Origin of the sequence: Micromonospora zamorensis, assembly GCF_900090275.1 — a bacterium.
GTDB classification, from domain to species: Bacteria; Actinomycetota; Actinomycetes; order Mycobacteriales; family Micromonosporaceae; genus Micromonospora; species Micromonospora zamorensis.
Genome location: NZ_LT607755.1, coordinates 3093679 through 3119354, shown reverse-complemented (window position 1 = coordinate 3119354; position 25676 = coordinate 3093679). Strand labels below are relative to the sequence as shown.

General features: G+C 74.7%; 24 protein-coding genes and 1 riboswitch. Of the genes, 17 read left to right on the top strand and 7 right to left on the bottom strand.

The window, feature by feature from the left end; translation table 11 throughout:
* Positions 1-57: 57 nt before the first annotated feature.
* Positions 58-1182, top strand: a complete 1125-nt coding sequence (locus tag GA0070619_RS13640) for an FUSC family protein (protein ID WP_088948402.1) — start codon at positions 58-60, stop codon at positions 1180-1182.
* 41 nt (positions 1183-1223) lie between these two features.
* On the opposite strand, the gene GA0070619_RS13635 is transcribed toward GA0070619_RS13640, so the two are convergent.
* Both GA0070619_RS13635 and GA0070619_RS13630 read right to left on the bottom strand, forming a co-directional pair.
* The gene (locus GA0070619_RS13635; RefSeq protein WP_088948401.1) at positions 1224-1922 is read right to left on the bottom strand and encodes an alpha/beta hydrolase; all 699 of its coding nucleotides are present in this window, start codon (positions 1920-1922) and stop codon (positions 1224-1226) included.
* An 87-nt stretch (positions 1923-2009) separates the two neighbouring features.
* Positions 2010-3002 carry a LacI family DNA-binding transcriptional regulator gene (locus GA0070619_RS13630; protein WP_088948400.1) on the bottom strand — a complete coding sequence of 331 codons (993 nt, stop codon included), beginning with the start codon at positions 3000-3002 and terminating at the stop codon, positions 2010-2012.
* Positions 3003-3162: 160 nt separating this feature from the next.
* Between GA0070619_RS13630 and GA0070619_RS13625 the strand changes: the two genes are divergently transcribed.
* Both GA0070619_RS13625 and GA0070619_RS13620 read left to right on the top strand, forming a co-directional pair.
* On the top strand, positions 3163-4425 hold the full coding sequence (locus tag GA0070619_RS13625; protein ID WP_088948399.1) for an MFS transporter: 1263 nt from the start codon (positions 3163-3165) through the stop codon (positions 4423-4425).
* A 73-nt stretch (positions 4426-4498) separates the two neighbouring features.
* Positions 4499-5395, top strand: coding sequence for an aldo/keto reductase (locus tag GA0070619_RS13620; protein ID WP_088948398.1), 897 nt, complete (start codon positions 4499-4501; stop codon positions 5393-5395).
* Here the strand turns inward: GA0070619_RS13620 and GA0070619_RS13615 are convergent.
* The 4 genes from GA0070619_RS13615 to GA0070619_RS13600 all read right to left on the bottom strand — a co-directional run bounded on the left by GA0070619_RS13615 (position 5392) and on the right by GA0070619_RS13600 (position 8045).
* On the bottom strand, positions 5392-6075 hold the full coding sequence (locus GA0070619_RS13615) for a hypothetical protein (protein WP_088948397.1): 684 nt from the start codon (positions 6073-6075) through the stop codon (positions 5392-5394). The genes GA0070619_RS13620 and GA0070619_RS13615 overlap by 4 nt on opposite strands.
* Positions 6076-6108: 33 nt before the next feature.
* The gene (locus GA0070619_RS13610) at positions 6109-6630 is read right to left on the bottom strand and encodes a hypothetical protein (protein ID WP_231927409.1); all 522 of its coding nucleotides are present in this window, start codon (positions 6628-6630) and stop codon (positions 6109-6111) included.
* Between the two features lie 100 nt (positions 6631-6730).
* Positions 6731-7441: a hypothetical protein gene (locus GA0070619_RS13605; RefSeq protein WP_088948395.1), complete on the bottom strand. Its 711-nt coding sequence runs from the start codon at positions 7439-7441 to the stop codon at positions 6731-6733.
* Positions 7434-8045 carry an RNA polymerase sigma factor gene (locus GA0070619_RS13600; protein ID WP_088948394.1) on the bottom strand — a complete coding sequence of 204 codons (612 nt, stop codon included), beginning with the start codon at positions 8043-8045 and terminating at the stop codon, positions 7434-7436. Before GA0070619_RS13600 ends, GA0070619_RS13605 begins: the two co-directional genes overlap by 8 nt.
* Before the next feature lie 100 nt (positions 8046-8145).
* Here GA0070619_RS13600 and GA0070619_RS13595 point away from each other — a divergent pair, with 100 nt between their 5' ends.
* Entirely contained in the window at positions 8146-8481 is a 336-nt protein-coding gene (locus GA0070619_RS13595; RefSeq protein WP_088948393.1) for a hypothetical protein, read from the top strand.
* A gap of 11 nt (positions 8482-8492) precedes the next feature.
* On the opposite strand, the gene GA0070619_RS32375 is transcribed toward GA0070619_RS13595, so the two are convergent.
* Entirely contained in the window at positions 8493-8660 is a 168-nt protein-coding gene (locus tag GA0070619_RS32375) for a hypothetical protein (protein WP_157743991.1), read from the bottom strand.
* 326 nt (positions 8661-8986) lie between these two features.
* Positions 8987-9163: riboswitch (cobalamin riboswitch) on the top strand.
* 25 nt (positions 9164-9188) lie between these two features.
* On the opposite strand from GA0070619_RS32375, the gene GA0070619_RS32370 reads away from it, so the two are divergent.
* The 13 genes from GA0070619_RS32370 (at position 9189) to cobA (ending at position 25674) form a co-directional block, all read left to right on the top strand.
* Positions 9189-9338, top strand: coding sequence for a hypothetical protein (locus GA0070619_RS32370; protein WP_157743990.1), 150 nt, complete (start codon positions 9189-9191; stop codon positions 9336-9338).
* A gap of 138 nt (positions 9339-9476) precedes the next feature.
* Complete coding sequence (cobN, locus tag GA0070619_RS13590; protein WP_088948392.1) at positions 9477-13145, top strand: cobaltochelatase subunit CobN; 3669 nt, start codon at positions 9477-9479, stop codon at positions 13143-13145.
* On the top strand, positions 13142-15379 hold the full coding sequence (locus GA0070619_RS13585; protein WP_414855627.1) for a magnesium chelatase subunit D family protein: 2238 nt from the start codon (positions 13142-13144) through the stop codon (positions 15377-15379). The genes cobN and GA0070619_RS13585 overlap by 4 nt, the downstream gene beginning before the upstream one ends.
* A 56-nt stretch (positions 15380-15435) precedes the next feature.
* Positions 15436-16047: a cob(I)yrinic acid a,c-diamide adenosyltransferase gene (gene cobO / locus GA0070619_RS13580; RefSeq protein ID WP_088951783.1), complete on the top strand. Its 612-nt coding sequence runs from the start codon at positions 15436-15438 to the stop codon at positions 16045-16047.
* Positions 16044-17405, top strand: a complete 1362-nt coding sequence (locus tag GA0070619_RS13575) for a cobyrinate a,c-diamide synthase (RefSeq protein WP_088951782.1) — start codon at positions 16044-16046, stop codon at positions 17403-17405. The genes cobO and GA0070619_RS13575 overlap by 4 nt, the downstream gene beginning before the upstream one ends.
* Positions 17402-18181, top strand: a complete 780-nt coding sequence (gene cobI / locus GA0070619_RS13570) for a precorrin-2 C(20)-methyltransferase (RefSeq protein ID WP_088948390.1) — start codon at positions 17402-17404, stop codon at positions 18179-18181. The genes GA0070619_RS13575 and cobI overlap by 4 nt, the downstream gene beginning before the upstream one ends.
* Positions 18178-19023 carry a precorrin-4 C(11)-methyltransferase gene (cobM, locus tag GA0070619_RS13565; RefSeq protein WP_088948389.1) on the top strand — a complete coding sequence of 282 codons (846 nt, stop codon included), beginning with the start codon at positions 18178-18180 and terminating at the stop codon, positions 19021-19023. Before cobI ends, cobM begins: the two co-directional genes overlap by 4 nt.
* On the top strand, positions 19020-20171 hold the full coding sequence (locus GA0070619_RS13560) for a cobalt-precorrin-5B (C(1))-methyltransferase (protein WP_088948388.1): 1152 nt from the start codon (positions 19020-19022) through the stop codon (positions 20169-20171). Before cobM ends, GA0070619_RS13560 begins: the two co-directional genes overlap by 4 nt.
* Positions 20168-21430, top strand: coding sequence for a precorrin-6y C5,15-methyltransferase (decarboxylating) subunit CbiE (cbiE, locus tag GA0070619_RS13555; protein WP_088951781.1), 1263 nt, complete (start codon positions 20168-20170; stop codon positions 21428-21430). The genes GA0070619_RS13560 and cbiE overlap by 4 nt, the downstream gene beginning before the upstream one ends.
* The gene (gene cobJ / locus GA0070619_RS13550) at positions 21427-23154 is read left to right on the top strand and encodes a precorrin-3B C(17)-methyltransferase (RefSeq protein ID WP_088948387.1); all 1728 of its coding nucleotides are present in this window, start codon (positions 21427-21429) and stop codon (positions 23152-23154) included. The genes cbiE and cobJ overlap by 4 nt, the downstream gene beginning before the upstream one ends.
* Complete coding sequence (locus GA0070619_RS33940) at positions 23142-23420, top strand: DUF362 domain-containing protein (protein WP_331716863.1); 279 nt, start codon at positions 23142-23144, stop codon at positions 23418-23420. The genes cobJ and GA0070619_RS33940 overlap by 13 nt, the downstream gene beginning before the upstream one ends.
* Positions 23417-24013 (top strand): precorrin-8X methylmutase, encoded by a 597-nt coding sequence (locus GA0070619_RS13540; RefSeq protein ID WP_088948386.1) that lies wholly within the window; start codon positions 23417-23419, stop codon positions 24011-24013. Before GA0070619_RS33940 ends, GA0070619_RS13540 begins: the two co-directional genes overlap by 4 nt.
* Complete coding sequence (gene cobA, locus GA0070619_RS13535) at positions 24010-25674, top strand: uroporphyrinogen-III C-methyltransferase (protein ID WP_088948385.1); 1665 nt, start codon at positions 24010-24012, stop codon at positions 25672-25674. Before GA0070619_RS13540 ends, cobA begins: the two co-directional genes overlap by 4 nt.
* The last annotated feature ends 2 nt before the right edge of the window (positions 25675-25676 follow it).

The window sequence follows — 25676 nt, the reverse complement described above, 5'->3', positions numbered from 1 at the left end:
CGGAGTGCCGACCGGTCGCGGTCAGATCCGGTCGGCGCAGTGAAGGGGAGATTGGTGATGGTGCGGTTCAGCGGTCTGCGGACGGCTGGCGGGCGTGTGCGGCACGGCTGGCGACCGGTGGTGGAGGCAACCGTCGCGGCCACGGTGGCCTGGCTGCTCGCCACCCGGTTGCTCGGGCACCCGCAGCCCTTCTTCGCGCCGGCCGCAGCGCTGATCGTTCTCGGTCAGGCCCGAGGCCAGCGCATCCGCCGGGCCGTCGAGGTCGTCCTCGGGGTCGCCGCCGGGGTGCTCGTCGCGGACCTGGTCGTGCAGGCGCTCGGCCCCGGCAGCACCTGGACGGTCTTCACCGTCATCCTGCTCACCGTGCTCCTCGCGGTGGCCTTCGGCGCCACCGGCGTGACGCTGGTGCAGGCCGCGGTCTCCGCGCTCTACTTGGTGGTGGTCGCACCACCGGACGGCACGCTGGTGCCGTTCCGCTTCGTCGACGCGCTGATCGGTGGCGCGGTCGCGCTCGCGGCCAGTCTGCTGGTCGACGCCCGGCGGCCCCTCGCGCCGCTGGTCGCCGAGGTTCGGCGAACCTTCGACGAGTTGGCCGGGCTGCTGGGCGGGATCGCGGACGCCCTGGACCACCGCGACGAGGCCGCGGCGGTCGCCGCGCTGACGCAGGCCCGGGGGATGGACGCCCGGGTCGACGGCCTGCGCGACGGAGTGCTCGCCGCCGGCGAGGCGCTGCAGCTCAACGTCCGTCGACGTCGGCACATCGGTCGGCTGAAGTCGGTCGACGAGTCGATCCGGCAGATCGACTACGCGGTACGCAACGTCCGGGTGCTGGCCCGCGCCGGCGTGACACTCAGCCGGACGCACGCCCCGGCGCCACCCGAGCTGGGTGCGGCCCTGCGGTCGTTGGCCGAGGCGGTCCGCGAGGCCGGCGCTGCCCTCGCCGCCGACCTGACGGGGCAGGACGAGACCGCCGATCAGCACGCCACCCGGGCTGACGAGTCGGCGCTCGCCGCGGTGCGCACCGCCGGGCAGCTCTTCGGCTCGACGCAGGCCCTCCCACTGGCGATGATCATCGGTCAGGTCCGGGCCACGGCCATCGACCTGCTACGTGGCGTCAACCCCGACGACGACGCCGCCGTCCTCGCCCGGGTGGACGAAGCCCTCGGCCTCCCGGCGATCTGACCCGTCCCCGACCGACGCCCTGCCTCCTGGCCGCCGCCCGGTCAGGTGGTCAGCCAGGTGGTGGCGGCAGCGCGGATCGGCGCCGGGATCTCGTGACCGCCGGGGAACTCCTCGTAGGTGACGTCGTAGCCACGGCTGTGCAGGTGCGGGACGAGCCGGCGGCTGCACACGTCGATGGGCAGCACCCGGTCGTCGACGCCGTGCGAGATGAAGATCCGGGGGTGACCGTGGGTGACCGGTGGCGCGGCGAAACCGGGGGAGAAGGCCAGCACCGCGTCGACCAGGTCGCCGTTGGCCAGGCCCAGCGACAGCGCGTACGAGGCGCCGTCGGAGAACCCACCGAACGTCACCTCCTGGACCGGGTAGCGGTCGAAGACGGTCGCCAACAGGCCGTCGATCCGCGCCACGTCCGCGCCGAAGCCGCCAGCGATCAGGTCCCAACTGGCCGCCGACGACTGCGGGGCGACCAGCAGCAGCTGGTGCTCGTCCGCGACGGGCAGCAGCAGGTCCAGCCCCTGCCGCGCCGAGCCGCCCGCACCGTGCAGGAGCAGCACCAACCGGTACACCGATCCGTCGGCGGCCGACTCCGGGGTGTACGCCATCGCCAGCTGGTCACCATCGGGGCCGGTCATGGGCACGAGCCCGGTCGGCCCCGGCACCACCGGCGCGTGGCGGCGGGCGGTCAACCGGCCGTGCCGGAGGTCCTGCGGGGTCCGGTACGGCGGCGCGGAGTCGGGCACAGGCCACCCCTCGCAGTCGAGGAAAACGTCCGACGCGGTTACCCGCCCCGACCTGGGTTAACCGTCGCCGAGGTGCTGACCGTCGACTCAGGCGCTGGCCCGGGCCACCAGGGCGGACGGGAAGAGGGTCACTGGCGCGGACGGACGTCCGTCCAGCAGGGCGGTGGCCGCGGCGGCGGCGATCCGCCCCACCGGGTGGCTCGCCGTGGTCAGCGCCGGGGCGGTCAGCCCGGCCAGCGGGATGTCGTCGAAGCCGGCGACCGCGACGTCGTCGGGCACCCGCACACCGGCGTCCCGCAGGCCCGCCATCACCCCGAGCGCGGTGTCGTCGCTGATCGAGTAGATCGCGTCGACGTCCGGCCACTGACGCAGCGCCACGCCCGCCGCCACCCGGCCGCGCGCCGCCGTGAAGTCCCCGGGAAGCACCCGCTCCGGCAGGCCGGCCTGGCTCATGAGACGGCGGTACGTCTGAACGGGGCGCTGCGCGCAGGGCAGCCACCGGGGGCCGGTCACCATGGCGATCCGGCGGCGACCCGTCGCGTACAGGTGGCGCAGCACCTCCTCGGAGCCGGCGCCGTTGTCGACGTCGAACGACGGCACGCTCGCCGAGCCGACGCCGATCGAGACCACCCTGCCGCGCAGCGAGCGGGGCACCGACTCCAGCAGGTCCTCGGTGGTGTTGACCAGGATCACCCCGCACACGCTGCGATCGTCGAGCTGGTCGAGGCCTCGTGGGTCGTCGAGCGGCAACCAGTGCAGCGCCACCCCGACCCCGGAGGGCGTGCACACCCGGGCGACCGAACCGACCACCCGGTGCACGTACGGGTCGTCCAGCACCGCCGCGCTGGTGCCCAGCACAGCCACGACCATTCGTACGCCGCCACCGCCGCCGCGGACCAGCGCCCGGGCTGCCGGGTTGGGCACGTAACCGAGCTGGTCGACGGCCGCCGTGACCAGTTCCCGGGCAGCCGGCGAGGCGAACCCCGTGCCGGCGATCACCCGGGACGCCGTCGACCGGGACACCCCGGCGACCCGCGCTACGTCCTCGAGAGTGGCCGGTCGGTGTGCCGCTGCCGTCATCGTCGCCTCCCACGGCGGCCCGTGAGGTCGGACAAACGCCTGCTCACATCATGCCCCGGCCGGTCCCGGATCGGTAAGGGGCGGTCGCCGGTTGTGGTGGTAGCGCTCTCAGGTGTGCGATCGTGCGAGGAGATCACCCCGAGGAAGAGGACCTGACCCCGTGAGCGCCCCCACCAGCCGTCCCGTTGCCCCGGACACCGCACCGCCGCCGTCACGGGCGGTGCTGCTCGCCCGCAACGGCGTGGCGGTCACCTTCACCCTCAACGGGCTGGCCGTCGGCAGTTGGTTCTCCCGGGTGCCGGCGGTCCGCGAGGCGTTGGACCTCTCCGCAGGCCGGCTCGGGTTGCTGCTGCTGGCGATGAGCGTCGGCGCCCTGCTCGCCATGCCCACCTCCGGCCTGCTCGCCCAGCGACTGGGCGCGGCCCGCACCGTGACACTGGCCACCGTGCTGGTCGCGGTCGGCCTCACCGTGGCGGGGCTGGGCGCAACGATGGCCGGCTCCTTCGCCGTCGTCGCGCTCGGGTTGGTCGCATTCGGCTACGGCTCCGGCGCCTGTGACGTGGCGATGAACGTCGAGGGCGCGGCGGTGGAACGGCGCCTGAGGCGTACCGTCATGCCCCGCTTCCACGCCGCGTGGAGCCTCGGGTCGGTGGCCGGCGCGGCGCTCGGTGCCGGGGCGGCCCGGTTCGACGTGTCGGTGGGCGCGCACCTCGTCGGGGTTGCGGTGGTCGTACTGACCGGCACCGCACTCGCGGCCCGGACGTTCCTGCCGCTGGGCGGCGACCACGCCGGCGACCCGGCGGACGCCACCCCGGCTGCCCGTCGCCGGGCGCAGCTCGCTGCCTGGCGGGAGCCGCGCACCCTGCTGATCGGGCTGTTCGTGCTGGTGGCGGCGTTCACCGAGGGCGCCGCCAACGACTGGCTGGCGGTCGCGTTCGTGGACGGTCGGGACCTGAGCGAGGCCGCCGGCGCGGCGGTCTTCGGTGTCTTCGTCGTCGGCATGACCATCGGGCGCACCGCGGGCACCGTCGCGCTGGACCGGTGGGGTCGGGTGCCGGTACTCAGCGGCACCATCGGGCTCGCCGTGGTCGGTGCCAGCCTGGCCGTACTGGCCGGCTCAGGGCCGGTGGCCATCGTCGGCGTCGCGCTCTGGGGCCTCGGCGCGTCGCTGGGCTTCCCGGTCGGGATGAGCGCGGCGGCCGACGAGGAGGCACACGCGCCGGTGCGGGTGAGCGTGGTCGCGGTGATCGGCTACACCGCGTTCCTGGGTGGGCCGCCGCTGCTGGGGCTGCTCGGCGACGATGTCGGCACCCTGCGCGCGCTGCTGGTGGTGCCGCTGCTGCTGCTGCCGACCCTGCTGCTGGTGCGGGTGCTGCGCCCGCCGCACGCCGTCGAACCGGCTCCGTCAGCACACAAAAACTAACCCCATTCACCGCCGAGCGGTATCGGGTGCGCGGCCGACTGCGCCGCGTACCCGGGCTGGTTAGGGTCGCCCGATGCCAACCGACGAGATCACCGCCGCCGCGGCGGGCACCTGGACCCTGGGCGACCGCACCGTGCACCGGATGGGCTTCGGCTCCATGCGGATCACCGCGAACCCTGACCGTGGCCGGGCCGTCGCCCTGCTGCGCCGCGCCGTGGAGCTGGGCGTCAACCACATCGACACGGCCGCCTTCTACGTCTCACCCGGCGGCACCCTGCGGGTCGGCACCGGCCCGGCCCGCTACGCCACCGAGCTGATCCGCGCGGCGCTCGCCCCGTACCCGCAGGACCTGGTCATCGCCACCAAGGTCGGTTTCGGGTACGACCCGGAGGCGGGCTTCACCGAGGCGCTCACCCCGGCGCAGTTGCGCGGCCAGGTGGAGGAGAACCTGCGCCGGCTCGGCCGCGACCAGCTCGACGTGGTGAACCTGCGCCTCGGTCGAGGGCCCGGTGCGGTGCCGCTGGCCGAAAGGTTCGGTGCGCTCGCCGACCTGCGTGCCGCCGGGCTGATCCGACACCTCGGGCTCTCCAACGCCCGGCCCGAGCAGCTGGACGACGTGGCGGGCATCGCGCCGGTGGTGTGCGTGCAGAACAACTACGGGGTGGACGCCTACCGCGAGCAGGACGCGTTCGTCCGGGCCTGCGGTGAACGGGGCATCGCGTACGTGCCGTTCTTCGCGCTGGCCGGCACCGGCCGGGAGGCGGGCGCGAGCGCCGCACAGGGCGAGGCCGTCGAGGCCGTCGCCCGCGCCCACGGCGTCACCGCACATCAGGTACGCCTCGCCTGGACCCTGCACCAGGGCCCCCACGTGCTCGCCATCCCCGGCACCGCAGACCCCACCCACCTGGAGCAGAACATAGCGGCGGGAGCCCTGACCCTGACCCCCGAAGAACTGAAGAACCTGGCCTAACCCCCACCCCGGCCGGGGTGGAGCCAGATTTGGAGGGGGCCCGTCGGGTGGAAGCCTGCTTGTCGGGCTGGGGGTAGGTCCGGGGCTTCCTCGTAGCCGACCAGGGACGCGGTGGGCAGGGTGACGCACACCGCCCGCCAGATGGCCTCGGGGTCGTCGGTGCGGGTGAACAGGTTGGAGACGCCGTACCCGCCGTCGCCGCCACTGAGCACCGCGCCGCCGGTGATCACACCGCTGTCGTCGTGGCGGGCGAGCACCCGTACCCGGGGATCGGTCAGGAGCGCGGGGCGGAACAGCTCGCCACCGCCGTGTGCCGCTGCCCAGGCCGCCAACTCGTCCGGGGTGCTGACCGGGGTGAGCGGCGCGTCGGCCGGTGGTTCCGCCGGAGGGCGGTGGATCCACTGGGCGTCGAAGAGCACGTGGAAGCCGTACCCGGACAGGTCGAGGTCGGCGAAGCTGTCCTTCACCGACGCGCCGGGCCCCGCGTCGATGCGCGCCAGCAGGGCCTCGGCGTCGACCCCCGGCCGCAGGGTGACCGCGTCCGGATACCACGGGGGTGAGCGGCGCGGGACCGACCAGGCCTCGTCGTCGGTACGCCCGGCCAGCCCGTGGCTGCCGCAGACGATGTCGCACCATTCGGCGTTGTTGCGGGCCGCCGCCGCCCGCGCGTCCTTCAGCACGCCCGGCAGCCTAGACGGCGCCAGGGCACGACGTCATGGTGCGTACACCAGGTCCATCGTGTCGGTGTGCCCGGACCAGCGCAGATCGAGGCGCCAACAACCGGGCTGGGGCATGTCGATGATCGACGGGCCCGGCCCGCCGGCGACCTCCCGGGTGACCCGCGTGTCGGTGCCGTCGAGCGTCGCGGTGATCACCAGGGTCGCCGATTCGCTCGGGTCGGGCGAGGTCGTGGCCGCCCGGGCCACCCAAAGGATCTTGTTGTTCGACCCGTCCTTGCGGTGCTGCCGCAGCGGATGGGCGAACACCACCGCCACGATGTCACCCTTCGCGCCGAACACGTGCGGGACCCGGGCGTCCCCGCTGAACCCGGCGTCCGCCCAGTCCGGCAGCGACCCGGTCTCGACCCGCGCCGCGCAGCCGGTCGCGGCGCTCGCCGTGGCGGCCGTGGCGGCCGTGGCGCTCGCCGTGGTGGCGGCAGAGCTCGTTGGCGCGGCTGCCCCGCCGCTGGTCGTGGTCGTGCACCCCGCCAGCAGGACCACCGATGATGCCAGCACCCATCTGCCCCAGGAAACCATCTCGCCCCTTCCGGTACGCGTCGACGACTCGTCGTACCGTCATGACACCGGCCGCGCCCGCCGGGTTCCCTGGAAACACCTAGCGCAGCGAGCGGGCGATCTCGATCGCCTCGGCCTTGCCGACGGCACCCTCCAGCCGGTAGCTCACGTCGCCCTCCTGCCAGATCAGGGTCGAGGCGGCCAGTCGGGCGGTCTCCTGGCGGACCTCGCCCGCGCGGTCCACGTACGACAGCACGTGTGGCCCGTTCACCCAGATGGCGAAGTCGCCGTTGACCTGGACCCAGTCCGCTCCCGGCGGGGTGACCTCCTTGTGGAAGGCCAGATTGAGACGACCGTCGAACGCGTCGACGCGCAGCGCGCCCTCGTCGTAGAGCAACGTCGCCACCCGGCAGGTGCCCGTGGCGTCGGGGTCGGCGACCAGCACCCGCTCGGGTGGGCCCAGCTTCGCGGGTTGGCGGATCGGGAACCGCACCGCCCGTTGGGCCTCGTCCAGGGTGATGGACCGCTGGCCGGGCAACGGCGACGGCGTGCCGCCGGTCAGCGTGCGGGCGGGCGTGGTGGCGATGCTGACACCGGCGAAGCGCAGCAGCCCCGTGACAGCGTCGGCGACGGCGGCGCGGGTCGGGGGCACCACCGCCACGACCACGGCGACGAGCGCCGCCGCGGCAAGCGGACGCCACCGACGCGCCGGCCTGTCGAGGCGTACGCGGACGCGAGCGGTCACGTCCGGCGCGTCGGGGGTCTCCAGCCAGGCGGAAAGGTCACGCAGCTCCCGTTCGAGGTCACCCATGCCGGACCTCCTCCCGGTCGAGCAGGCCGCGAAGCTTCGCCAGGGCCCGGGACGTGCGCGATTTCACCGTGCCCCGGGGCCAGCCCAGTGCCGCCACCGTCTCCTCCTCGCTGAGGTCGAGGAAGAACCGGCAGACGATCACCTCGCGGTCGCGTACCGGGAGCTGACGCAGGGCCTGCACCAGCGAGGCGTGGCGCTCCCCGGCGAGGACGGCGTCGACCGCCCCGTCCTCGGCAATCTCGGCCGTCGGGTCCGCCGCCGCGGCCCGCAGGACGAGCCCGTCCCGCCGGCCACGTGACCGGTGCAGGTTGCGGGTCTCGTTGGCGACGATCGCGAGCAGCCACGATCGGAAGGACGACTCGCCCCGGTAACGGGACAGCTTGCGGTACGCCTTCACGAACGCCTCCTGGATGACGTCCTCGGAGTCCGATCCCGCGCCGAGCAGCACCGCCGTCCGGTGTGCGGACGCGGTGTGCCGGGCGACCAGGAGGTCGTACGCCTCCAGGTCGCCGGCCCGAGCGCGGGTGACGAGAGCGTCGTCGTCCAGGGGGAGGCCTCCGTTCGGATCACACTCATGACACCGCGTACGCCCCGGTGGTTCCACCCGTCTCTTTTGACGCGGGTCAGCTGTCTCCCATCCGGCGTGCAGCGTATTGCCAGGATTCGGTGCTGCACTGGAGGGGCGTCGAGGAGAGGGGCTGGTCATGAGCTGGTTCAACCGCCGGTCGCGGGGTGCCGAGGCGACCCCGACGAAGCTGGACCGGGAGGCGACCCGCGAGGATCTCGCGGCGCTGGAGGAGTTCGTCGCCAGCCGGCGGGGGGTGGAGTTCTACCTGGAGCCGGAGACCACCGCGACGGACACCACAGTGGTGGCGATCGCCCACGACGGCGAGTGGATCCGTCGTCGTACCGGCACGCCACGGGCCGCGGGGTCCATCGCCCGCAAGCACGCGGTGCCGCTGTACGAGGCGGCGCGCACCGGATACCCGGAACGGATGCGCACCTGGAGCCGGGCCCACCCGGAACGGCACACCCGCTGAGGCTCGTCTGTTCAGGCGGCCTCGACGGCTGAGCGGGCCTGCTCAAGCGTCATCGGCTCGGCGTCGATCATCACACTGCCGCACTCGTCGGCCACGACGGCGACGCCGGCCTGGACCGCCTCCGGGTCCGGATCGCCCGGGCAGAACCGGACACGGCCGGCGAGGTGGTGGAATCGCATGGCGACGATGGTGATCGACTCCCGGGATTGATGGCGGACGCTGCTCCGGTGGTCGCCGATCCTAGGTGAGGGTGCCGCATGCCACCGCGCCCTCGGACGATCGGCGCAGGCCAGGGTAGGTGTTATCTCCCTTTGCTCTGCTTACCTATAGGCACCAGTGACGCTCCGTGTCTGGTGCAGATAGGTAAGCAGAGCAAAGGGCGTCGCGCATTGACCCGGGGCATTACGGCGTGCGGGTTCGAGGTCGCACCAATCGGTGGAAACCGATGAATGGCACCCGCTTGACAGCGCCGGGGTCGGCGTTGACCGGCGGCGCGGCGGTGTGGCAGCATTCGCGGCCTGACGGCAGTGAAGGAAGTCGGTGCGATTCCGACGCGGTCCCGCCACTGTCACCGGGGAGCGATCCCCCCTCGTGAGTCACGGCCGTGTGTCTGCGGTTGGAAGGCCGGGGGAGAGCGTTGATCCGGAAGCCAGGATACTTCGGCCGTCGGGACGTACCCCAGGGCGTGGACACCCGAGGAGGACCCGATGACGCACGGCGTCTCATTCATCGACGACCATCGTCATGACCCGCATCGCGGGCGCCACACCGCACCCACGACCGGCCGGACCAGCATGCTCCGGGCCGGCCTCGTCGGCGTGCTCCAGGTCGCCCGCGTCGGCCACCGGGCCCGCTGAGCTGAGCGCCCGGCGCTGACCGGCCCCGACGCCCGCGTCGGCAAGCCGGCCGCGCCGTCGTGCCGGCTGACGCCGCACCCACCCGCTTCGTCCAGGTCGCCTCCGTAGCGGCCAGGGCGTCACTCTCCGGAGCCTGCCGTGCGCATCCTGCTGCTCTCCACCGCCGACACCGACCTGCTGGCCGCCCGCGCCAGCGGCGCCGACTACCGGCTGGCCAACCCCGCCCGGGTCGCCGCCGACGAGGTGCCCGCCCTGCTCGTCGGGGTCGACCTCGTCGTCGTACGCCTGCTCGGCGGCCGACAGGCCTGGCCGGACGGCCTCGCCGCGGTGCTCGCCACCGGCGTGCCGACGGTCGTGCTGGGCGGCGAGACGCTGCCCGACGCGGAGCTGATGGCCATCTCCACAGTGCCGTCCGGGGTCGTCACCCAGGCTCTGGCGTACCTGGTCGAGGGTGGGCCGGACAACCTCGGGCAGCTGGCCCGGTTCCTCTGCGACACGGTGCTGCTCACCGGCGAGGGGTTCGCCCTGCCCGCACCCACCCCGGCGTACGGCGTGCACGGCGAACACCCCACCGACCCGGACCGGCCCACAGTGGGAATCGTCTTCTACCGGGCGCACGCGCTCGCCGGCAACACCGGTTTCGTCGACGTGCTCGCGGACGCCGTCCACAAAGCCGGCGGCAACCCGCTGCCGATCTTCTGCGGCTCGCTGCGGGGCCTGACCACGGGCGCGGGCCCGCTCGGGCTCTTCGCCCGCTGCGACGCGCTGCTGGTCACCGTGCTCGCGGCCGGCGGCGCAGTCGCCGCCGACGCGTCCGGGGGCGGCGACGAGGACGCCTGGGACGTGGGCGCCCTGGCCGCCCTGGACGTGCCGATCATCCAGGCGCTCTGCCTGACCAGCACCCGTGAGCAGTGGGCCGGCAGCGACGCCGGACTGTCCCCGTTGGACGCGGCGATGCAGGTGGCCATCCCCGAGTTCGACGGCCGGATCGTCAGCGTGCCGTTCTCGTTCAAGCGGATCGACGCCGACGGACTCTCGGTCTATGCCGCCGACGCCGAGCGGGCCGCCCGGGTCGCCGGGATCGCCGTGCGCCACGCCCGGCTGCGGTACGTGCCCAACGCCGACAAGCGGGTCGCCGTCGTCCTCAGCTCGTACCCCACCAAGCACTCCCGGGTCGGCAACGCCGTCGGGCTGGACACCCCGGTCTCGGCGGTCCGCCTGTTCGCCGCACTCGCCGAGGCGGGTTACGACCTGGGTGACGCTCCACCGCCCGAGGACGGCGACGCGCTGATCCACGCGCTGATCGCCGCCGGCGGTCACGACGTGGAGTGGCTCACCCCGGAGCAGCTGGCCGCCGCCGAGGCCCGGATACCGGGGCCGACGTACCGGCGCTGGTTCGACCAGGTCCCGACCGAGCTGCGCGAGCGGATGCGGGAACACTGGGGTGAGCCGCCCGGCCAGCTCTACACCGAGAGCGGCGACATCGTGCTCGCCGGGTTGCGCTTCGGCAACGTGGTGCTGCTCATCCAGCCGCCCCGCGGCTTCGGGGAGAACCCGATCGCCATCTACCACGACCCGGACCTGCCGCCGAGTCACCACTACCTGGCCGCGTACCGCTGGCTGGCGGCGCCGGTCGCCGACGGCGGCTTCGGCGCGGACGCCGTGGTGCACCTGGGCAAACACGGCACCCTCGAATGGCTGCCCGGCAAGGGCCTCGGTCTGGCCGCCGACTGCGCGCCCGACGCGGTCCTCGCCGACCTGCCGCTGGTCTACCCGTTCATCGTCAACGACCCCGGCGAGGGCACCCAGGCCAAGCGCCGGGCGCACGCCGTGGTGATCGACCACCTGGTGCCGCCGATGGCCCGCGCCGAGGCCTACGGCGACCTGGCCAAACTGGAACAACTGCTCGACGAGTACGCCACGGTGCAGGCCCTCGACCCGGCCAAGGTGCCCACCGTGCGGGCGCAGATCTGGGACCTCGTACGCGCCGCCGAGCTGCACCACGACCTGCACGCCGAGGCGATGCCCGACGCGGACGACTTCGACGAGTTCGTGCTGCACCTGGACGGGTACCTCTGCGAGGTCAAGGACGTGCAGATCCGCGACGGGCTGCACATCCTCGCCGACGCGCCCACCGGCGAGCCCCGGGTCAACCTGGTCCTCGCGGTGCTGCGCGCACCCCAGATCTGGGGTGGCGCCCGGGCCCTGCCCGGCCTGCGGCAGGCGCTCGCCGTCGCGTACGGGCTCGACGAGCAGGAGCTGCTCGCGTCGCCCGGGCAGCGGATCGCCCTCCCGGTGGCGCTGACCGACGTGGTGGACGGGCCGGCCGGCACCGCCGCCGACGCCGTCGACCTGATCGAGGCCCTCGCCCGGCGGTTGGTCATCGGGATGGAGACGCTCGGCTGGGACGCCGAGGCCGTCGACGCGGTGGTCGCGGAGGTGACCGGCCAGCCGATCCCGGACGTCGCCGCCGTGCTGCACTTCGCCGCCACCGAGCTGGTGCCCCGGCTGGGCCGCACCACCGACGAGCTGACCAACACCCTCGGCGCGCTCGACGGCCGGTTCGTGGCGCCCGGCCCGTCCGGTTCACCCACCCGGGGCCTGGTCAACGTGCTGCCCACCGGCCGCAACTTCTACTCCGTCGACCCCAAGGCCATCCCCAGCCGCAACGCCTGGGACGTCGGGGTGGCCCTCGCGGACTCGCTGCTCGCCCGGCACCTCGCCGACACCGGGGCGTACCCCCGCTCCGTGGGTCTGACCGTGTGGGGCACCAGCGCGATGCGCACCCAGGGCGACGACATCGCCGAGGTGCTCGCGCTGCTGGGTTGCCGGCCGGTGTGGGACGAGCGGTCCCGGCGCGTCACCGGCATCGAGGTGGTGCCGACCGCCGAGTTGGGCCGACCGCGCGTCGACGTGACAGTGCGCATCTCCGGGTTCTTCCGCGACGCGTTTCCACACGTGGTGGCGCTGCTCGACGATGCCGTGCGGCGGGTCGCCGCCCTAAACGAGCCGGAGGAGGAGAACTACCTGCGGGCGCACGTCGCCGCGGACCTCGCCGAGCACGGTGACGAGCGGCGCGCGACCGCCCGGATCTTCGGCTCGAAGCCCGGGGCGTACGGCGCGGGCCTGCTGCCCCTGATCGACGCGCGGACCTGGCGCAGCGACGCCGACCTGGCCGAGGTGTACGCGGTGTGGGGCGGCTACGCCTACGGCCGGGGCCTGGACGGGCGGGAGGCGCGCGCCGACATGGAACGCTCCTTCGCCCGGATCGCGGTGGCGGTGAAGAACCAGGACACCCGCGAGCACGACATCGTCGACTCCGACGACTACTTCCAGTACCACGGCGGGATGGTGGCGATGGTCCGCCACCTCACCGGCACGTCACCGCAGGCGTACGTGGGTGACTCGGCGATGCCACACGACGTGCGCACCCGCACGCTGGGCGAGGAGACCCGGCGGGTGTTCCGCGCCCGGGTGGTCAACCCGAAGTGGATCGCCGCGATGCGCCGGCACGGCTACAAGGGCGCGTTCGAGCTGGCCGCCACAGTGGACTACCTGTTCGGCTACGACGCCACCGCCGGCGTGGTCGACGACTGGATGTACGAGCACCTGGCCGCCGCGTACCTGTTCGACGACACCACCCGCGAGTTCCTGGAGCAGTCCAACCCGTGGGCTTTGCGGGGCATCACCGAACGCCTGTTGGAGGCCGCCGACCGGGGGCTGTGGGCCAAACCCGAGCCGGCCACCCTGGACCGGCTGCGCGACACGTACCTGGCCAGCGAGGGCGACCTGGAGGATCGGGTGTGAGCGCGAGGAGTGAGCCGGTTTTGCGAGCCCCGCAGTCGCGATCGAAGGAAGGCACAGTGATCGTCAATTATCCGTTCAGTGCTGTGCTTGGCATGGCCGACATGCGGCTGGCGCTGCTGCTCAACGCGGTGTCCCCGGCGATCGGCGGTGTGCTGGTCCGGGGGGAGAAGGGGACCGCCAAGTCCACAGCCGTTCGGGCACTCGCCGCGCTGCTGCCGCCGGTCCGCCGGGTCGCCGGCTGCCGCTTCGGTTGTGACCCGGCCGAGCCGGACCCGGCCTGCCCGGACGGGCCGCATCCGGCCGGTGCCGACGCCGAGACGCGTCCGGCCCGGCTGGTGGAGCTGCCGGTCGGCGCCGCCGAGGACCGGGTGGTCGGCTCGCTGGACCTGGAGAAGGCCCTCGGCGAGGGCGTACGCGCCTTCGAGCCGGGTCTGCTCGCCGCCGCCCACCGGGGGGTGCTCTACGTCGACGAGGTCAACCTGTTGCACGACCACCTCGTGGACCTGCTGCTGGACGCGGCGGCGATGGGCCGCAGTCACGTCGAGCGCGAAGGCGTCTCGGTCAGCCACGCGGCCCGGTTCCTGCTGGTCGGCACGATGAACCCGGAGGAGGGGGAGCTGCGTCCGCAGCTGCTCGACCGGTTCGGGCTCACCGTCGAGGTGGGCGCCAGCCGGGACCCGGAGGTCCGGGTCGAGGTGGTCCGCCGCCGGCTCGCCGCCGACGCCGACCCGGCCGGTTTCGCCGCCCGGTGGGCCGACGCCGACGCGGAGATCGCCGGCCAGGTGGCCGACGCCCGACGCCGGCTTCCCGGGGTACGACTTCCGGACGCCGCGCTGCGGCAGATCGCCGAGGTGTGCGCGGCGTTCGACGTGGACGGGATGCGCGCCGACATCGTCACCGCCCGTACCGCCCTGGCCCACGCCGCCTGGCACGGCCGGGACCGGGTGAGCATCGACGACGTCCGGGTGGCCGCCCGACTGGCCCTGCCGCACCGCCGCCGGCGCGACCCGTTCGACACCCCCGGGCTGGACGAGAAGCGCCTGGACGAGGCGTTGCAGCGTGCCCAGGACGCCCACCCCGACGACCCGGACGACCCGGGCCCGGACGACGACGGCCCGGGTGGTGGCGGCCCATCAGGCGGCGGCCCGGCTGGTGGTGGCGGCCCTAACGGGGGCGGTGGCCCGAACGGAGGCGGCCCGCAGGGCGGTGACGGCAGTGGCGATGGCGCCGACCAGGGCGGACCCGAGTCGGCCGGGCACTCGCCGGCACGTGACGGCGCTGGCCCGGACGGCGCCGACGGCTGGCCGCAGCGCTCAGCGGACGACCGGGGCGGTGACGGCGAGAACGCGCGCCCGCGCGGCGGCCGGGAGTCGGCGGCCGGTGACGACGATCCGACCCGGGGCGGCGTGGACGGGCAGTCGGTGGCCGTACCCCGGGGTGGGCTGAAGGCACGGGTGCTCACCGCGCCCGGTGTCGGTGACGGCGTGCCGGGCCGACGTTCGCGGGCCCGCACCGGGCGGGGGCGCACCACCGGGGCCCGGGTCCCGACCGGCCGGGTCGGGGCGCTGCACCTGCCGGCGACGGTCCGCGCCGCCGCGCCGCACCAGGCATCCCGGGGACGGCTGGGCGGCCCGCTGCGGTTGCGCCCGAACGACGTGCGGGAGGCGGTCCGGGAGGGACGGGAGGGCAACCTGGTGCTGTTCGTCGTGGACGCCAGCGGCTCGATGGGTGCCCGGCAGCGGATGACCACCGTGAAGGACGCGGTGCTCGCCCTGCTCACCGACGCCTACCAGCGGCGGGACAAGGTCGCGGTGATCGCCTTCCGGGGCGCCGAGGCGCAGACGTTGCTGCCGGCCACCTCGTCGGTGCTGGCCGCCTCGACCCGGCTGGCCGAGTTGCCCACCGGTGGGCGGACGCCGCTGGCCGAGGGGCTGCTCGCGGCCGCCGACCTGCTGCGGGTGGAGCGCCTGCGCGACCCGTCCAGGCGTCCGCTCGTCCTCGTCGTCACCGACGGCCGGGCCACGGCGGGCAACCGCCCGCTGGACCGCGCCGCGGCAGCAGCGGCGGTGCTCGCGGCGACCGGTGCGCCCTGCGTCGTCGTCGACTGCGAGACCGGCCCGGTACGCCTCAACCTGGCGCGTCGACTGGCCACCCAGTTGGGTGCCCCCCACCACCCGCTGGCCGCCCTCACCCACCCCGACACCCGCGGCAGCGCGCTTCCCGTCGCGGCGTGACGCCGGGCACCGATGACCGACCGCAACCGCAGGATCGCCCGAAGGGGAGAGTGCTGATGCCGCAGGGACAGCCGAGCGTGGTGCCCGCCGACGGGTTGACGACCCGGCAGCGACGGCACCGACCGCTGCTGATCGTCCACACCGGACAGATGAAGGGAAAGTCGACAGCCGCCTTCGGGCTGGCGTTGCGAGCCTGGACGGCCGGTCTGCCGATCGGGGTGTTCCAGTTCGTCAAGAGCGCCAAGTGGCGGGTGGGGGAGGAGAACGCCTTCCGGGCGCTCGGCGAGGTGCACGAGCGCACCGGCCAGGGCGCGCCGGTCGCTTGGCACAAGATGGGTGAGGGCTGGTCCTGGATCCAGCGCGGCGGCGACGCCGACCACGCCGCCGACGCCCTGGAGGGCTGGCGGCAGATCCAGCGCGACCTGGCCGCCGAGCGTTACGGGCTGTACGTGCTGGACGAGTTCACCTACCCGATGAAGTGGGGCTGGGTGGACGTCGACGAGGTGGTCGCCACACTGGCCGACCGGCCCGGCTTCCAGCACGTCGTCATCACCGGACGGGACGCCGACCCGCGCCTGGTCGCCGCCGCCGACCTGGTGGCCGAGCTGACCAAGGTCAAGCACCCGATGGACGCCGGCCAGAAGGGCCAGAAGGGCATCGAGTGGTGACCACGACCACCGACCCGTGGCCGCTGCCTCGGGTCGTCGTCGCCGCACCGGCCAGCGGCCACGGCAAGACGACCATCGCCACCGGGCTGCTCGCCGCACTGCGCCGTCGCGGCCTGACGGTCAGCCCGCACAAGGTCGGCCCCGACTACATCGACCCCGGCTACCACGCCCTCGCCGCCGGCCGGCCCGGGCGCAACCTCGACCCGTTCCTGGTCGGCGTCGAGCGGATCGCCGGTCTGCTGCGCCACGGCGCGAGCGTCCCCACACCCGCCGACATCGCCGTGGTGGAGGGCGTCATGGGCTTGCACGACGGCGCCGTCGGCCGCCGCGACTACGCCTCCACCGCACACGTCGCCCGGCTGATCGAGGCGCCCGTGCTGCTGGTGCTGGACACCACGGCCCAGGGCCGCTCGGCCGCCGCGCTCACCCTCGGCATGGCCGCCTTCGACCCGGCCGTGCGCATCGGCGGGGTGATCCTCAACCGCGTCGGCTCGCCACGGCACGAAACCCTGCTGCGCGACGCCCTCGCCGAGGTCGGCGTACCGGTGCTCGGAGCCGTCACCCGCGCCGCCGAGGTGGCCGCGCCGGCCCGGCACCTCGGGCTGGTCCCGGTCGCCGAGCGGGCCCCCGAGTCCCTGGCGATCGTCACCGCGCTCGCCGAGCTGGTCGAAGCCACAGTGGACCTCGACGCCGTGCTCGACCTGGCCCGCACCGCCGCACCGCTGACCACCCCCGCGTGGGACCCGGTCACCGCCGTCGGCGGGCCGGCCGGCGCCGAGCGGCCAGTGGTCGCGCTCGCCGGTGGTCCGGCCTTCACCTTCTCGTACGCGGAGACCGCCGAACTGCTCACCGCCGCCGGCGCGGACGTGCTCACCGTCGACCCGCTGCGCGACCCGGCACTGCCCGCCGGCACCCGCGCGGTGGTCATCGGCGGTGGCTTCCCCGAGGCGTACGCCCAGGCGCTGGCCGGCAACACCACGCTGCGCGCCGAGCTGGCCGACTTCGACGGGCCGATCGTGGCCGAGTGCGCCGGGCTGCTCTACCTCGGGCGGTCCCTGGACGACGTACCGATGTGCGGGCGGCTGGACCTCACCGCCCGGATGACCGGCTGGCTCACCCTCGGCTACCGCGAGGCCGTGGCGGTCACCGACTCCCCGGTGGCCCGTGCCGGCGAGCCGGTACGCGGCCACGAGTTCCACCGCACCACCACCGACCCGGGGCACGGCGACCGACCGGCGTGGCGTTGGAACGACGCGGAGCACGGCTTCGTGAGCGGTCGGGTGCACGCCTCCTACCTGCACACCCACTGGGCCGGTCACCCGGAGGCGGCCCGCCGGCTCGTCGAGGCGTGCCGATGAGCGCCGACGCCACGCTGACCGGGGTCGGTGTCGGCCCCGGCGACCCGGAACTGCTCACCGTCAAGGCGGTGCGGGTGCTGCGCGAGGCCGACGTCGTCTTCGTACCCGTGATGGCGGACCGGGTCGAACCCACGGTGACTGCCGCCGCGACGCCGGCGGGTGCGGATGCCGGGCGGGCCGAGGCGACAGTGCGGCCCCACGTCGCGGTGGACCGGCTGCGCCGGCTGCCCTTCGCGCTGGACGACCGGGGTGGGGTCACCGCGCGCCGGGCAGCCGCCTGGGACGACGCCGCCCGGGTGGTGGTCGAGGCGATCGACGCGGGCGCACGGTCCCTCGCCTTCGCCACCATCGGCGACCCCAACGTCTACTCCACCTTCGGTTACCTGGCCCAGAGCGTCCGCGCGCTGCGCCCGGGCCTGCGGGTGACCACCGTTCCGGGCGTCACCGCCATGCAGGAGCTCGCGGCGCGCAGCGGCACCCCGCTCTGTGAGGGACGCGAACCGCTGACCCTGCTGCCCGCCACCGCGGGTCTGGCGTTGTTCGCCGACGCCCTCGCCGGGCCGGGCACCGTGGTCGCCTACAAGGGCTGGCGGCGGCACCCCGAACTGCTCGCCGAGCTGCGTCGACAGGGCCGGCTCTCCGACGCGGTGCTCGGGCGCAGCCTGGGTTTGCCCGGTGAACGGATCGGCCCGGTCGACGACGCCGAGCACGACCTGCCGTACCTGTCGACGCTGCTGGTGCCGGCCCGCCGCGACCACCGAGGAGGAAAGCTGTGACCAGCGACGGCAAGGTGTGGTTCGTCGGAGCCGGGCCGGGGGCGGCCGACCTGCTGACAGTGCGGGCCGCCCGGGTGATCGCCGAGGCGGACATCGTGATCTGGGCGGCCAGCCTGGTGCACGCCGACGTGCTCGACCACGCCCGCCCCGGCGCGCAGGTGATCGACTCGTCGCAGCTGCCCATCGAGGGCGTGCTGCCGCTCTACCAGCGTGCCGCCGAGCAGGGGCTGACCGTAGCGCGGATCCACTCCGGCGATCCGGCGCTGTGGGGCGCGGTGCAGGAGCAACTGGAGCTGTGCTCGGCGCTCGGCCTCGCCGTGGAGATCGTGCCCGGGGTCTCCTCGTTCACCGCCGTCGCGGCGATCGTCGGGCGGGAGCTGACAGTGCCCGAGGTGGCCCAGTCGGTGATCCTCACCCGCCTGGAGGGTGGCAAGACCCCGATGCCGCCCGGCGAGCGGGTGCGGGACTTCGCCCGGCACGGCACCACGATGGCGCTGTTCCTCTCCGCCGCCCGTTCCGGGCAGGTGCAGGCCGAGCTGCTGGCCGGCGGCTACCCGGAGGACACCCCGGCAGTGGTCGCGTACCAGGCGACCTGGCCCGACGAGCTGGTGGTGCGCTGCACGGTCGGCACGCTGGAGGCGACGGTCAAGCAGCACAAGCTGTGGAAGCACACCCTGTTCCTCGTCGGGCCGGCCCTCGCCGCCGAGGGCACCCGTTCGCACCTGTACCACCCCGGGCACTTCCACACCTTCCGCAAGGCGGAGCCGGCCGCCCGTGCCGAGCTGCGCCGCCAGGCCGGCGACCGCACCGGGGGGACAGCCACACCGGGGCACACACCATGACGTACGCCGGGCCGCCGCTGCGTGAGCCGGACCTGCCACGGACCGCGAAGGTACGGCCCACAGCGTTGCGTACCGGCTGGACCACCGGCGCCTGCGCGACGGCGGCGGCCAAGGCCGCGGTCACCGCGCTGGTCACCGGGGAGATCCAGCCGGACGTGGAGATCGGCCTGCCCGCCGGGCGGCGGGTGCGCTTCCCGGTCGAGCGCTGCGAGGTGACCGGCACCCCTCCGGTGCGCGCCGAAGCGGTGGTGGTCAAGGACGCCGGCGACGACCCGGACGTCACCCACGGGGCCGAGCTGACCGCCACAGTGGACTGGACCGACGTCCCCGGTCTGCGGCTCGCCGGTGGTTCCGGCGTCGGCACGGTCACCAAACCCGGTCTGGGGCTTACCGTCGGCGGCCCGGCCATCAACGACACCCCCCGCCGGATGATCGGCGACGCGGTGGCCGAGGTGGTCGACCTCAGCGAGGTCGGCGTACGCGTGGTGATCAGCGTGCCCCGGGGCGAGATCATGGCCCGCAAGACCACCAACCGGCGGCTCGGCATCCTCGGCGGCATCTCGATCCTCGGCACCACCGGCATCGTGCGCCCGTTCTCCACCGCGTCCTGGCGGGCCAGCGTCGTGCAGGCCGTGCACGTGATGGCCGCCCAGGGCGAGCCGGCTGTGGTGCTGTGCACCGGTGGGCGTACCGAGCGGGCCGCCCGCGCGCTGCTGCCCGACCTGCACGAGGTCTGCTTCGTCGAGGTCGGCGACTTCACCGGGGCCGCGGTGACCGCCGCGGTGGAGGACGGCATGACCGGCGTGGTCTTCGTCGGCATGGCCGGCAAGCTGGCCAAACTCGCCGCCGGGGTGCTGATGACGCACTACACGCGCTCCAAGGTGGACCTGTCCCTGCTCGGCGCTGTGACCGCCGAGGCCGGTGGCGACGCGTCGCTCGTCGCCGCCGTTACCGAGGCGAACACCGGGCGGCACGCGTACGAGCTGTGGGAGGCTGCCGGGCTGCTCGCCCCGGCCGGTGACCTGCTCTGCCAGCGGGTCCGCCAGGTGCTGCGGCGCTTCGGTGGGCCGACGGTCACCGTGGACGTGGCGATGGTCGACTTCGCAGGCTCACACGTCGTCGCCTCGTCCGGCCGGTGGCCCCGATGACGCGGACGGCGCAGGCGACCGGCGTGACAGTGGTCGGGCTGGACGCCGCCGGTGCCCCACCGCACCCGGCGCTCGCGCCGCTGCTGGTCGCCGCCGGGCTGGTCGTCGGGGCCGCCCGGCACCTGGCCGCGGTGCCCGTACCGCCCGGCGCGGACACCGTGACCCTCGGGCCGCTCGCCCCCGCCGTGCACCGGCTGGCCGAGGCCGTCGCCGCCGGGGTGCCGGCCGTCGTGCTGGCCAGCGGGGATCCCGGCCTGTTCGGCATCGTCCGGCGGCTGCGCGCGGCCGGACTGCCGCTGCGGGTGGTGCCGGCGGTGTCCAGTGTGGCCGCCGCGTTCGCCAGTGCCGGCCTGCCCTGGGACGGCGCCGCCGTGGTCACCGCGCACGGCCGCGACCCGCGACCGGCCCTGAACGCCTGCCGCGCGCTGCCGCTGGTCGCGGTGCTCACCGCACCCGGCGCCGGTGCGGCCGAGCTGGGCGCCGGCCTGGTCGGATGGTCCCGCCGCCTGCTGGTCGCCGAGCACCTGGGCACCGCCGCCGAACGGATCCGCGCGGTGACCCCCGAGCAGGCCGCCGCCGAGACCTGGGCCGACCCGCACGTCGTGCTCAGCATCGCCGACGTCGCACCCGTTGCGACCACCGACGCCGCGCCCGATCGGGTCGAGCCCGCTGGGATGCGCTCCGACAACCAGCCGGCCGCCGCCCCGGCCGGCGGTTGGGCGCTGCCGGAGACCCGGTACGCCCACCGGGACTCCATGATCACCAAGTCGGAGGTGCGTGCCCTCGTCATCGCCCGGCTGCGACCCCGACTGGGCCGGCTGGTCTGGGACGTCGGCGCGGGCAGCGGGTCGGTCGGCATCGAGTGCGCGCTGCTCGGCGCGGCAGTGCTCGCCGTCGAACAGGACCCCGTGGCCGGCGCGACCATCCGGGCCAACGCGACCGCGCACGCCGTGCACGTCCGGCTCGTCACCGGTCGAGCCCCGCAGGCGCTGGCCGGCCTACCCGAACCCGACGCGGTCTTCGTCGGCGGTGGCGGCGCCGACACCCTCACCGCCGTGGTGGCCCGCCAACCTGAGCGGGTGGTGCTGACCCTGGCCGCCCTGGACCGGGTCGCGCCGGCCGTGGCTCTGCTGCGCGCCGCCGGCTACACGGTCGAGGGCAGCCAGCTCTCCGCCGCCCGCCTCGCCGACCTGCCCGGCGGGTCGATCCGCCTCGCGGCCACCAACCCGGTGGTCGTCCTCACCGGGGAGCGCCCGTGAACCACCGAAACCCGCCCGCTCGGATCGGTTTGGTGGCGGCCACCGCCGCCGGCCGACGGCACGCCGACACCGTGGCCACCGCCTGGCCGCACGCCCGACTGGTCGAGGGGGAGAGCGCGGCCGACGCGCTGCGCGGCGCCTGGGCCGAGTGCGACGCGGTTGTCGCGTTCCTGGCCACCGGCGCGGTGGTGCGGATCCTCGCGCCGCTGCTCACCGACAAGCGCAGCGACCCTGCCGTGGTGGTCGTCGACGAGGCCGCCCGGCACGCCGTGGCGCTGCTCGGCGGGCACGCCGGCGGCGGCAACGACCTCGCCGAGCAGGTCGGCGAGGTGTTGGACGCCCGACCGGTGATCACCACCGCCACCGACGCGGTCGACCTGCCGGGGCTGGACACCCTCGGCTGGCCCGTGCAGGGCGCGGTCGCCGCGGTGTCCCGGGCCATCCTGGACGGCGAGCCGGTCCGACTGGTCGCCGACGCCGACTGGCCGCTGCCCGCCCTGCCCCCGAACGTCCAGACCACCGATGAGGGCGCCGTGGACGGCGGTTACCGGCTGCTGGTCACCGACCGGGTGGTGCCGCTCGACGAGCGGACCGCCGTGCTGCGGCCACCGTCGCTGGTCGCCGGGGTGGGCGCGAGTCGGGGCGTACCGGCCGCCGAGGTGGGGGAGCTGCTGCACCGGGTGCTGGCCGAGGCCGGCCTCGACCCGGCGAGCCTGCGCTGTCTGGCCAGCGCCGACGTCAAAGCCGACGAGGCGGGCATCCTGAGCACCGCTGACGCGCTCGGCGTACCCCTGGTGACCTGGCCGGCGACGCGGCTGGCCACCGTCGACGTGCCGCATCCCAGCGAGGTGGTCCGCGCCGCGGTCGGCACGCCGAGCGTGTCGGAGGCGGCGGCGCTGCTCGGCCCGACGGGCCGACCGGACGACGCCGCGCTGTTGGTGGGCAAGACCGCGACGGCGATGGCCACCGTGGCGGTGGCCCGGCACGCGCCGCGCGGCCGGCTCGCCGTGGTCGGGCTCGGGCCGGGCGCGGCCGACCTGCGCACCCCTCGCGCGGTGGCCGAGCTGCGGCGCGCGGCCGTGGTGGTCGGCCTGGACCAGTACCTCGACCAGGTCCGCGACGTGCTTCGCCCGGGCACCCGGGTGCTGTCCAGCGGGCTGGGCGCGGAGGAGGAGCGGGCCCGCGCCGCCGTCGCCGAGGCCGTCGCCGGCCGGGCGGTCGCGCTGGTCGGGTCCGGCGACGCCGGGGTGTACGCGATGGCCAGCCCCGCCCTGGAGTACGCCGACGAGCGGATCGACGTGGTGGGCGTGCCCGGGGTGACCGCCGCGCTCGCCGCCGGGGCACTGCTCGGCGCGCCCCTCGGCCACGACCACGCCTATGTGAGTCTGTCCGACCTGCACACACCGTGGGAGGTCATCGAGCGGCGGGTGACTGCCGCCGCCGAGGGCGACTTCGTGACGGTGTTCTACAACCCGCGCAGCCGGGCGCGCGACTGGCAGCTCGGCAAGGCGCTCGGGATCCTCGCCGCGCACCGGCCACCGGACACCCCGGTCGGGGTGGTACGCAACGCCAGCCGCCCCGGCGAGCGGGTGCACCTGGCCACCCTGACCACGGTGGACCCGACTGCGGTCGACATGTACAGCGTCGTCGTGGTCGGCAACAGCGACACGAGGCTGGTCGCCGGCCGGATGGTCACACCCCGGGGGTACCGGTGGCGATCGTGACGATCGGCGCCTGCCAGGGGTGCGGCGCCTGCCTGCTCACCTGCCCCACGCACGCGATCCGGCCCGTCCCCGGCGGCCTGACCGTCCGCGCCGACCGCTGCACCGGCTGCCTGGAGTGCCTGGAGATCTGCCCGGTCGACGCGATCCGTGTCGTCGCTGAGTCTGACGCGATCCGCGTCGTCGCTGACTCTGACGCGATCCGCGTCGTCGCTGGCCCTGACGCGATCCGCGTCGTCGAGCCCGCCCCCTGCGGAGGAGCCCGATGAGCCGGGTGGTGCATCCCATCGAGGTCGAGTCGTACCGCATCCTGCGCGAGCGGGTCGACCTGTCACACCTGCCGCCGCTCTGCCGAGCGGTGACCGAACGGGTGGTGCACGCCAGCGCCGACCTCGCGTACGTCGACGAGCTGGTCTGCGACGAGGCGGCGCTGGAGTCGGGCCTGGCGGCGTTGCGCGCCGGGGCGCCCGTGGTCACCGACGTGGCGATGGTCGCCGCCGGCATCACCCGGGCCGGTTTGGAGCTGGTCTGCCCGGTCGCCGAGCCGGCCGCCGCCGAGCTGGGCCGCGAGGCCGGGATCACCCGCTCGGCGGCGGCCGTGCGGATCGCACTGACCCGGGTCGGCCCGGGCGCGGTCTGGGTGGTCGGCTGCGCGCCGACCGCGCTTGTCGAACTACTCACAGTGGACGCCGCACCGGCGCTGGTCGTCGGCCTGCCGGTCGGCTTCGTGGGGGCCGCCGAGTCGAAGGCGGCGCTGCGGGCCAGCGGCCTGCCCGGGGTGTCCAACGTGGGCGAGAAGGGCGGCTCGGCGGTCGCCGCCGCCGCCCTCAACGCCCTGCTCTACGTCGAGGAGAAGTCATGACCGGGTTGGTCATCGTCGGGCACGGTACGCGTAGCGCGGCCGGGGTCGACCAGTTCGCCGCGCTCGTCGAGCGGGTCCGCCGTCGTGGTGACGTCGGCGACGTCGAGGGCGGCTTCATCGAGCTGTCCCGCCCCCCGCTGACCGACGCGGTCGGCGCGCTCGTCGCGCGCGGGCACCGGGCGCTGGTGGCGCTGCCGCTGGTGCTCACCGCCGCCGGACACGGCAAGGGCGACATCCCCGCCGCGATGGCCCGCGAGCAGGAGCGTCACCCCGGGCTGAGCTACCGCTACGGCCGCCCACTCGGCCCGCACCCGCTGCTGCACGAGGCCCTCGAAGAGCGCATCGACGCGGCGCTGGCCGGCACGGGACTGGCCGGTGCGGTTCAGGCCGACACGGTCGACCGGGCCGGCACGTGGGTGGCGTTGATCGGGCGGGGTTCCACCGACCCGGACGCCAACGCCGAGGTCGCGAAGGTCGCCCGGCTGCTCTGGGAGGGGCGCGGCTACGCGGGCGTCGAGCCCGGCTTCGTCTCCCTCGCGTCTCCGTCGGTGCCGGCCGTGCTGGAGCGACTGCGCCGCCTCGGCGCGCGGCGGATCGTCGTCGCGCCGTACTTCCTGTTCGCCGGGGTGCTGCCGGACCGGATCGTCGCCCAGTCGGCGGAGTTCGCCACTGCCCACCCCGACCTCGACGTGCGGGTGGCCGAGGTGATCGGCGACTGCGACGCCCTCGCCGACCTGGTGCGGGAACGCTACGCGGAGGCGCTGGGCGGCGACATCCGGATGAACTGCGACACCTGCGCGTACCGGGTGCTGATGCCCGGCTTCGCCGACAAGGTGGGCCGCCCGCAACGCCCGCACGACCACCCCGACGACCCGGTCGGCCACCACCATCACCACGGTCACGACCACGGGCACGCTCACGACCACGGCTCGGTCGCTGTGGTCGGCGGTGGGCCCGGACCCGACGACCTGATCACGGTACGCGGTAAGGCGTTGCTCGACGCGGCGGACGTGGTGGTGGTCGACCGGTTGGCCCCGCAGGGGCTGCTCGCCGGACTTCGCCCCGACGTGCTGGTGGTCGACGCCGCCAAGGTGCCCCGTGGCCCGTCGATGGCCCAGGAGGCGATCAACGCGGCCCTGGTGTCGCACGCCCGCGCCGGCCGGCGGGTGGTCCGGCTCAAGGGCGGCGACCCGTACGTCTTCGGACGCGGCCACGAGGAGGTGCAGGCCTGCGCGGCGGCCGGTGTGCCGGTGACAGTGGTCCCCGGGGTGAGCAGCGCCTTCGCCGCACCGGCCCTCGCCGGCGTGCCGGTGACGCACCGCGGCGTGGCGCACGACGTCACCGTCGTGTCCGGACACCTGCCGCCCGGGCACCCCGACTCGCTTGTCGACTGGGCGGCGCTGGCTCGGGCGCGGGGCACCGTCGTGTTGCTGATGGCCGTCGACACCATCGCCAAGATCGCGTCGATGCTGATCGAGCACGGTCGCGCCCCGGAGACTCCGGTGCTCGCCGTGCAGGACGCCGGGCAGGCCGACCAGCGGTCGGTGCCCGCCCGGCTGGACGAGATCGGCGCGGTAGCCGCCCGCGAGGACATTCGTCCGCCCGCCGTCTTCGTCCTCGGCCCGGTGGTCGCGCTGCCGACCACCGGGCCCACGGTCTGACG

Excerpts from the sequence above, each read along its gene's own strand:
- GA0070619_RS13640 (WP_088948402.1), top strand. The coding sequence starts at position 58 with ATGGTGCGGTTCAGCGGTCTGCGGACGGCTGGCGGGCGTGTGCGGCAC.
- GA0070619_RS13630 (WP_088948400.1), bottom strand. The coding sequence starts at position 3,002 with ATGACGGCAGCGGCACACCGACCGGCCACTCTCGAGGACGTAGCGCGG.
- GA0070619_RS13620 (WP_088948398.1), top strand. The coding sequence starts at position 4,499 with ATGCCAACCGACGAGATCACCGCCGCCGCGGCGGGCACCTGGACCCTG.
- GA0070619_RS13605 (WP_088948395.1), bottom strand. The coding sequence starts at position 7,441 with ATGGGTGACCTCGAACGGGAGCTGCGTGACCTTTCCGCCTGGCTGGAG.
- GA0070619_RS13595 (WP_088948393.1), top strand. The coding sequence starts at position 8,146 with ATGAGCTGGTTCAACCGCCGGTCGCGGGGTGCCGAGGCGACCCCGACG.
- GA0070619_RS32375 (WP_157743991.1), bottom strand. The coding sequence starts at position 8,660 with ATGCGATTCCACCACCTCGCCGGCCGTGTCCGGTTCTGCCCGGGCGAT.
- GA0070619_RS32370 (WP_157743990.1), top strand. The coding sequence starts at position 9,189 with ATGACGCACGGCGTCTCATTCATCGACGACCATCGTCATGACCCGCAT.
- cobO (WP_088951783.1), top strand. The coding sequence starts at position 15,436 with ATGCCGCAGGGACAGCCGAGCGTGGTGCCCGCCGACGGGTTGACGACC.
- cobI (WP_088948390.1), top strand. The coding sequence starts at position 17,402 with ATGAGCGCCGACGCCACGCTGACCGGGGTCGGTGTCGGCCCCGGCGAC.
- GA0070619_RS13560 (WP_088948388.1), top strand. The coding sequence starts at position 19,020 with ATGACGTACGCCGGGCCGCCGCTGCGTGAGCCGGACCTGCCACGGACC.
- cbiE (WP_088951781.1), top strand. The coding sequence starts at position 20,168 with ATGACGCGGACGGCGCAGGCGACCGGCGTGACAGTGGTCGGGCTGGAC.
- GA0070619_RS13540 (WP_088948386.1), top strand. The coding sequence starts at position 23,417 with ATGAGCCGGGTGGTGCATCCCATCGAGGTCGAGTCGTACCGCATCCTG.
- cobA (WP_088948385.1), top strand. The coding sequence starts at position 24,010 with ATGACCGGGTTGGTCATCGTCGGGCACGGTACGCGTAGCGCGGCCGGG.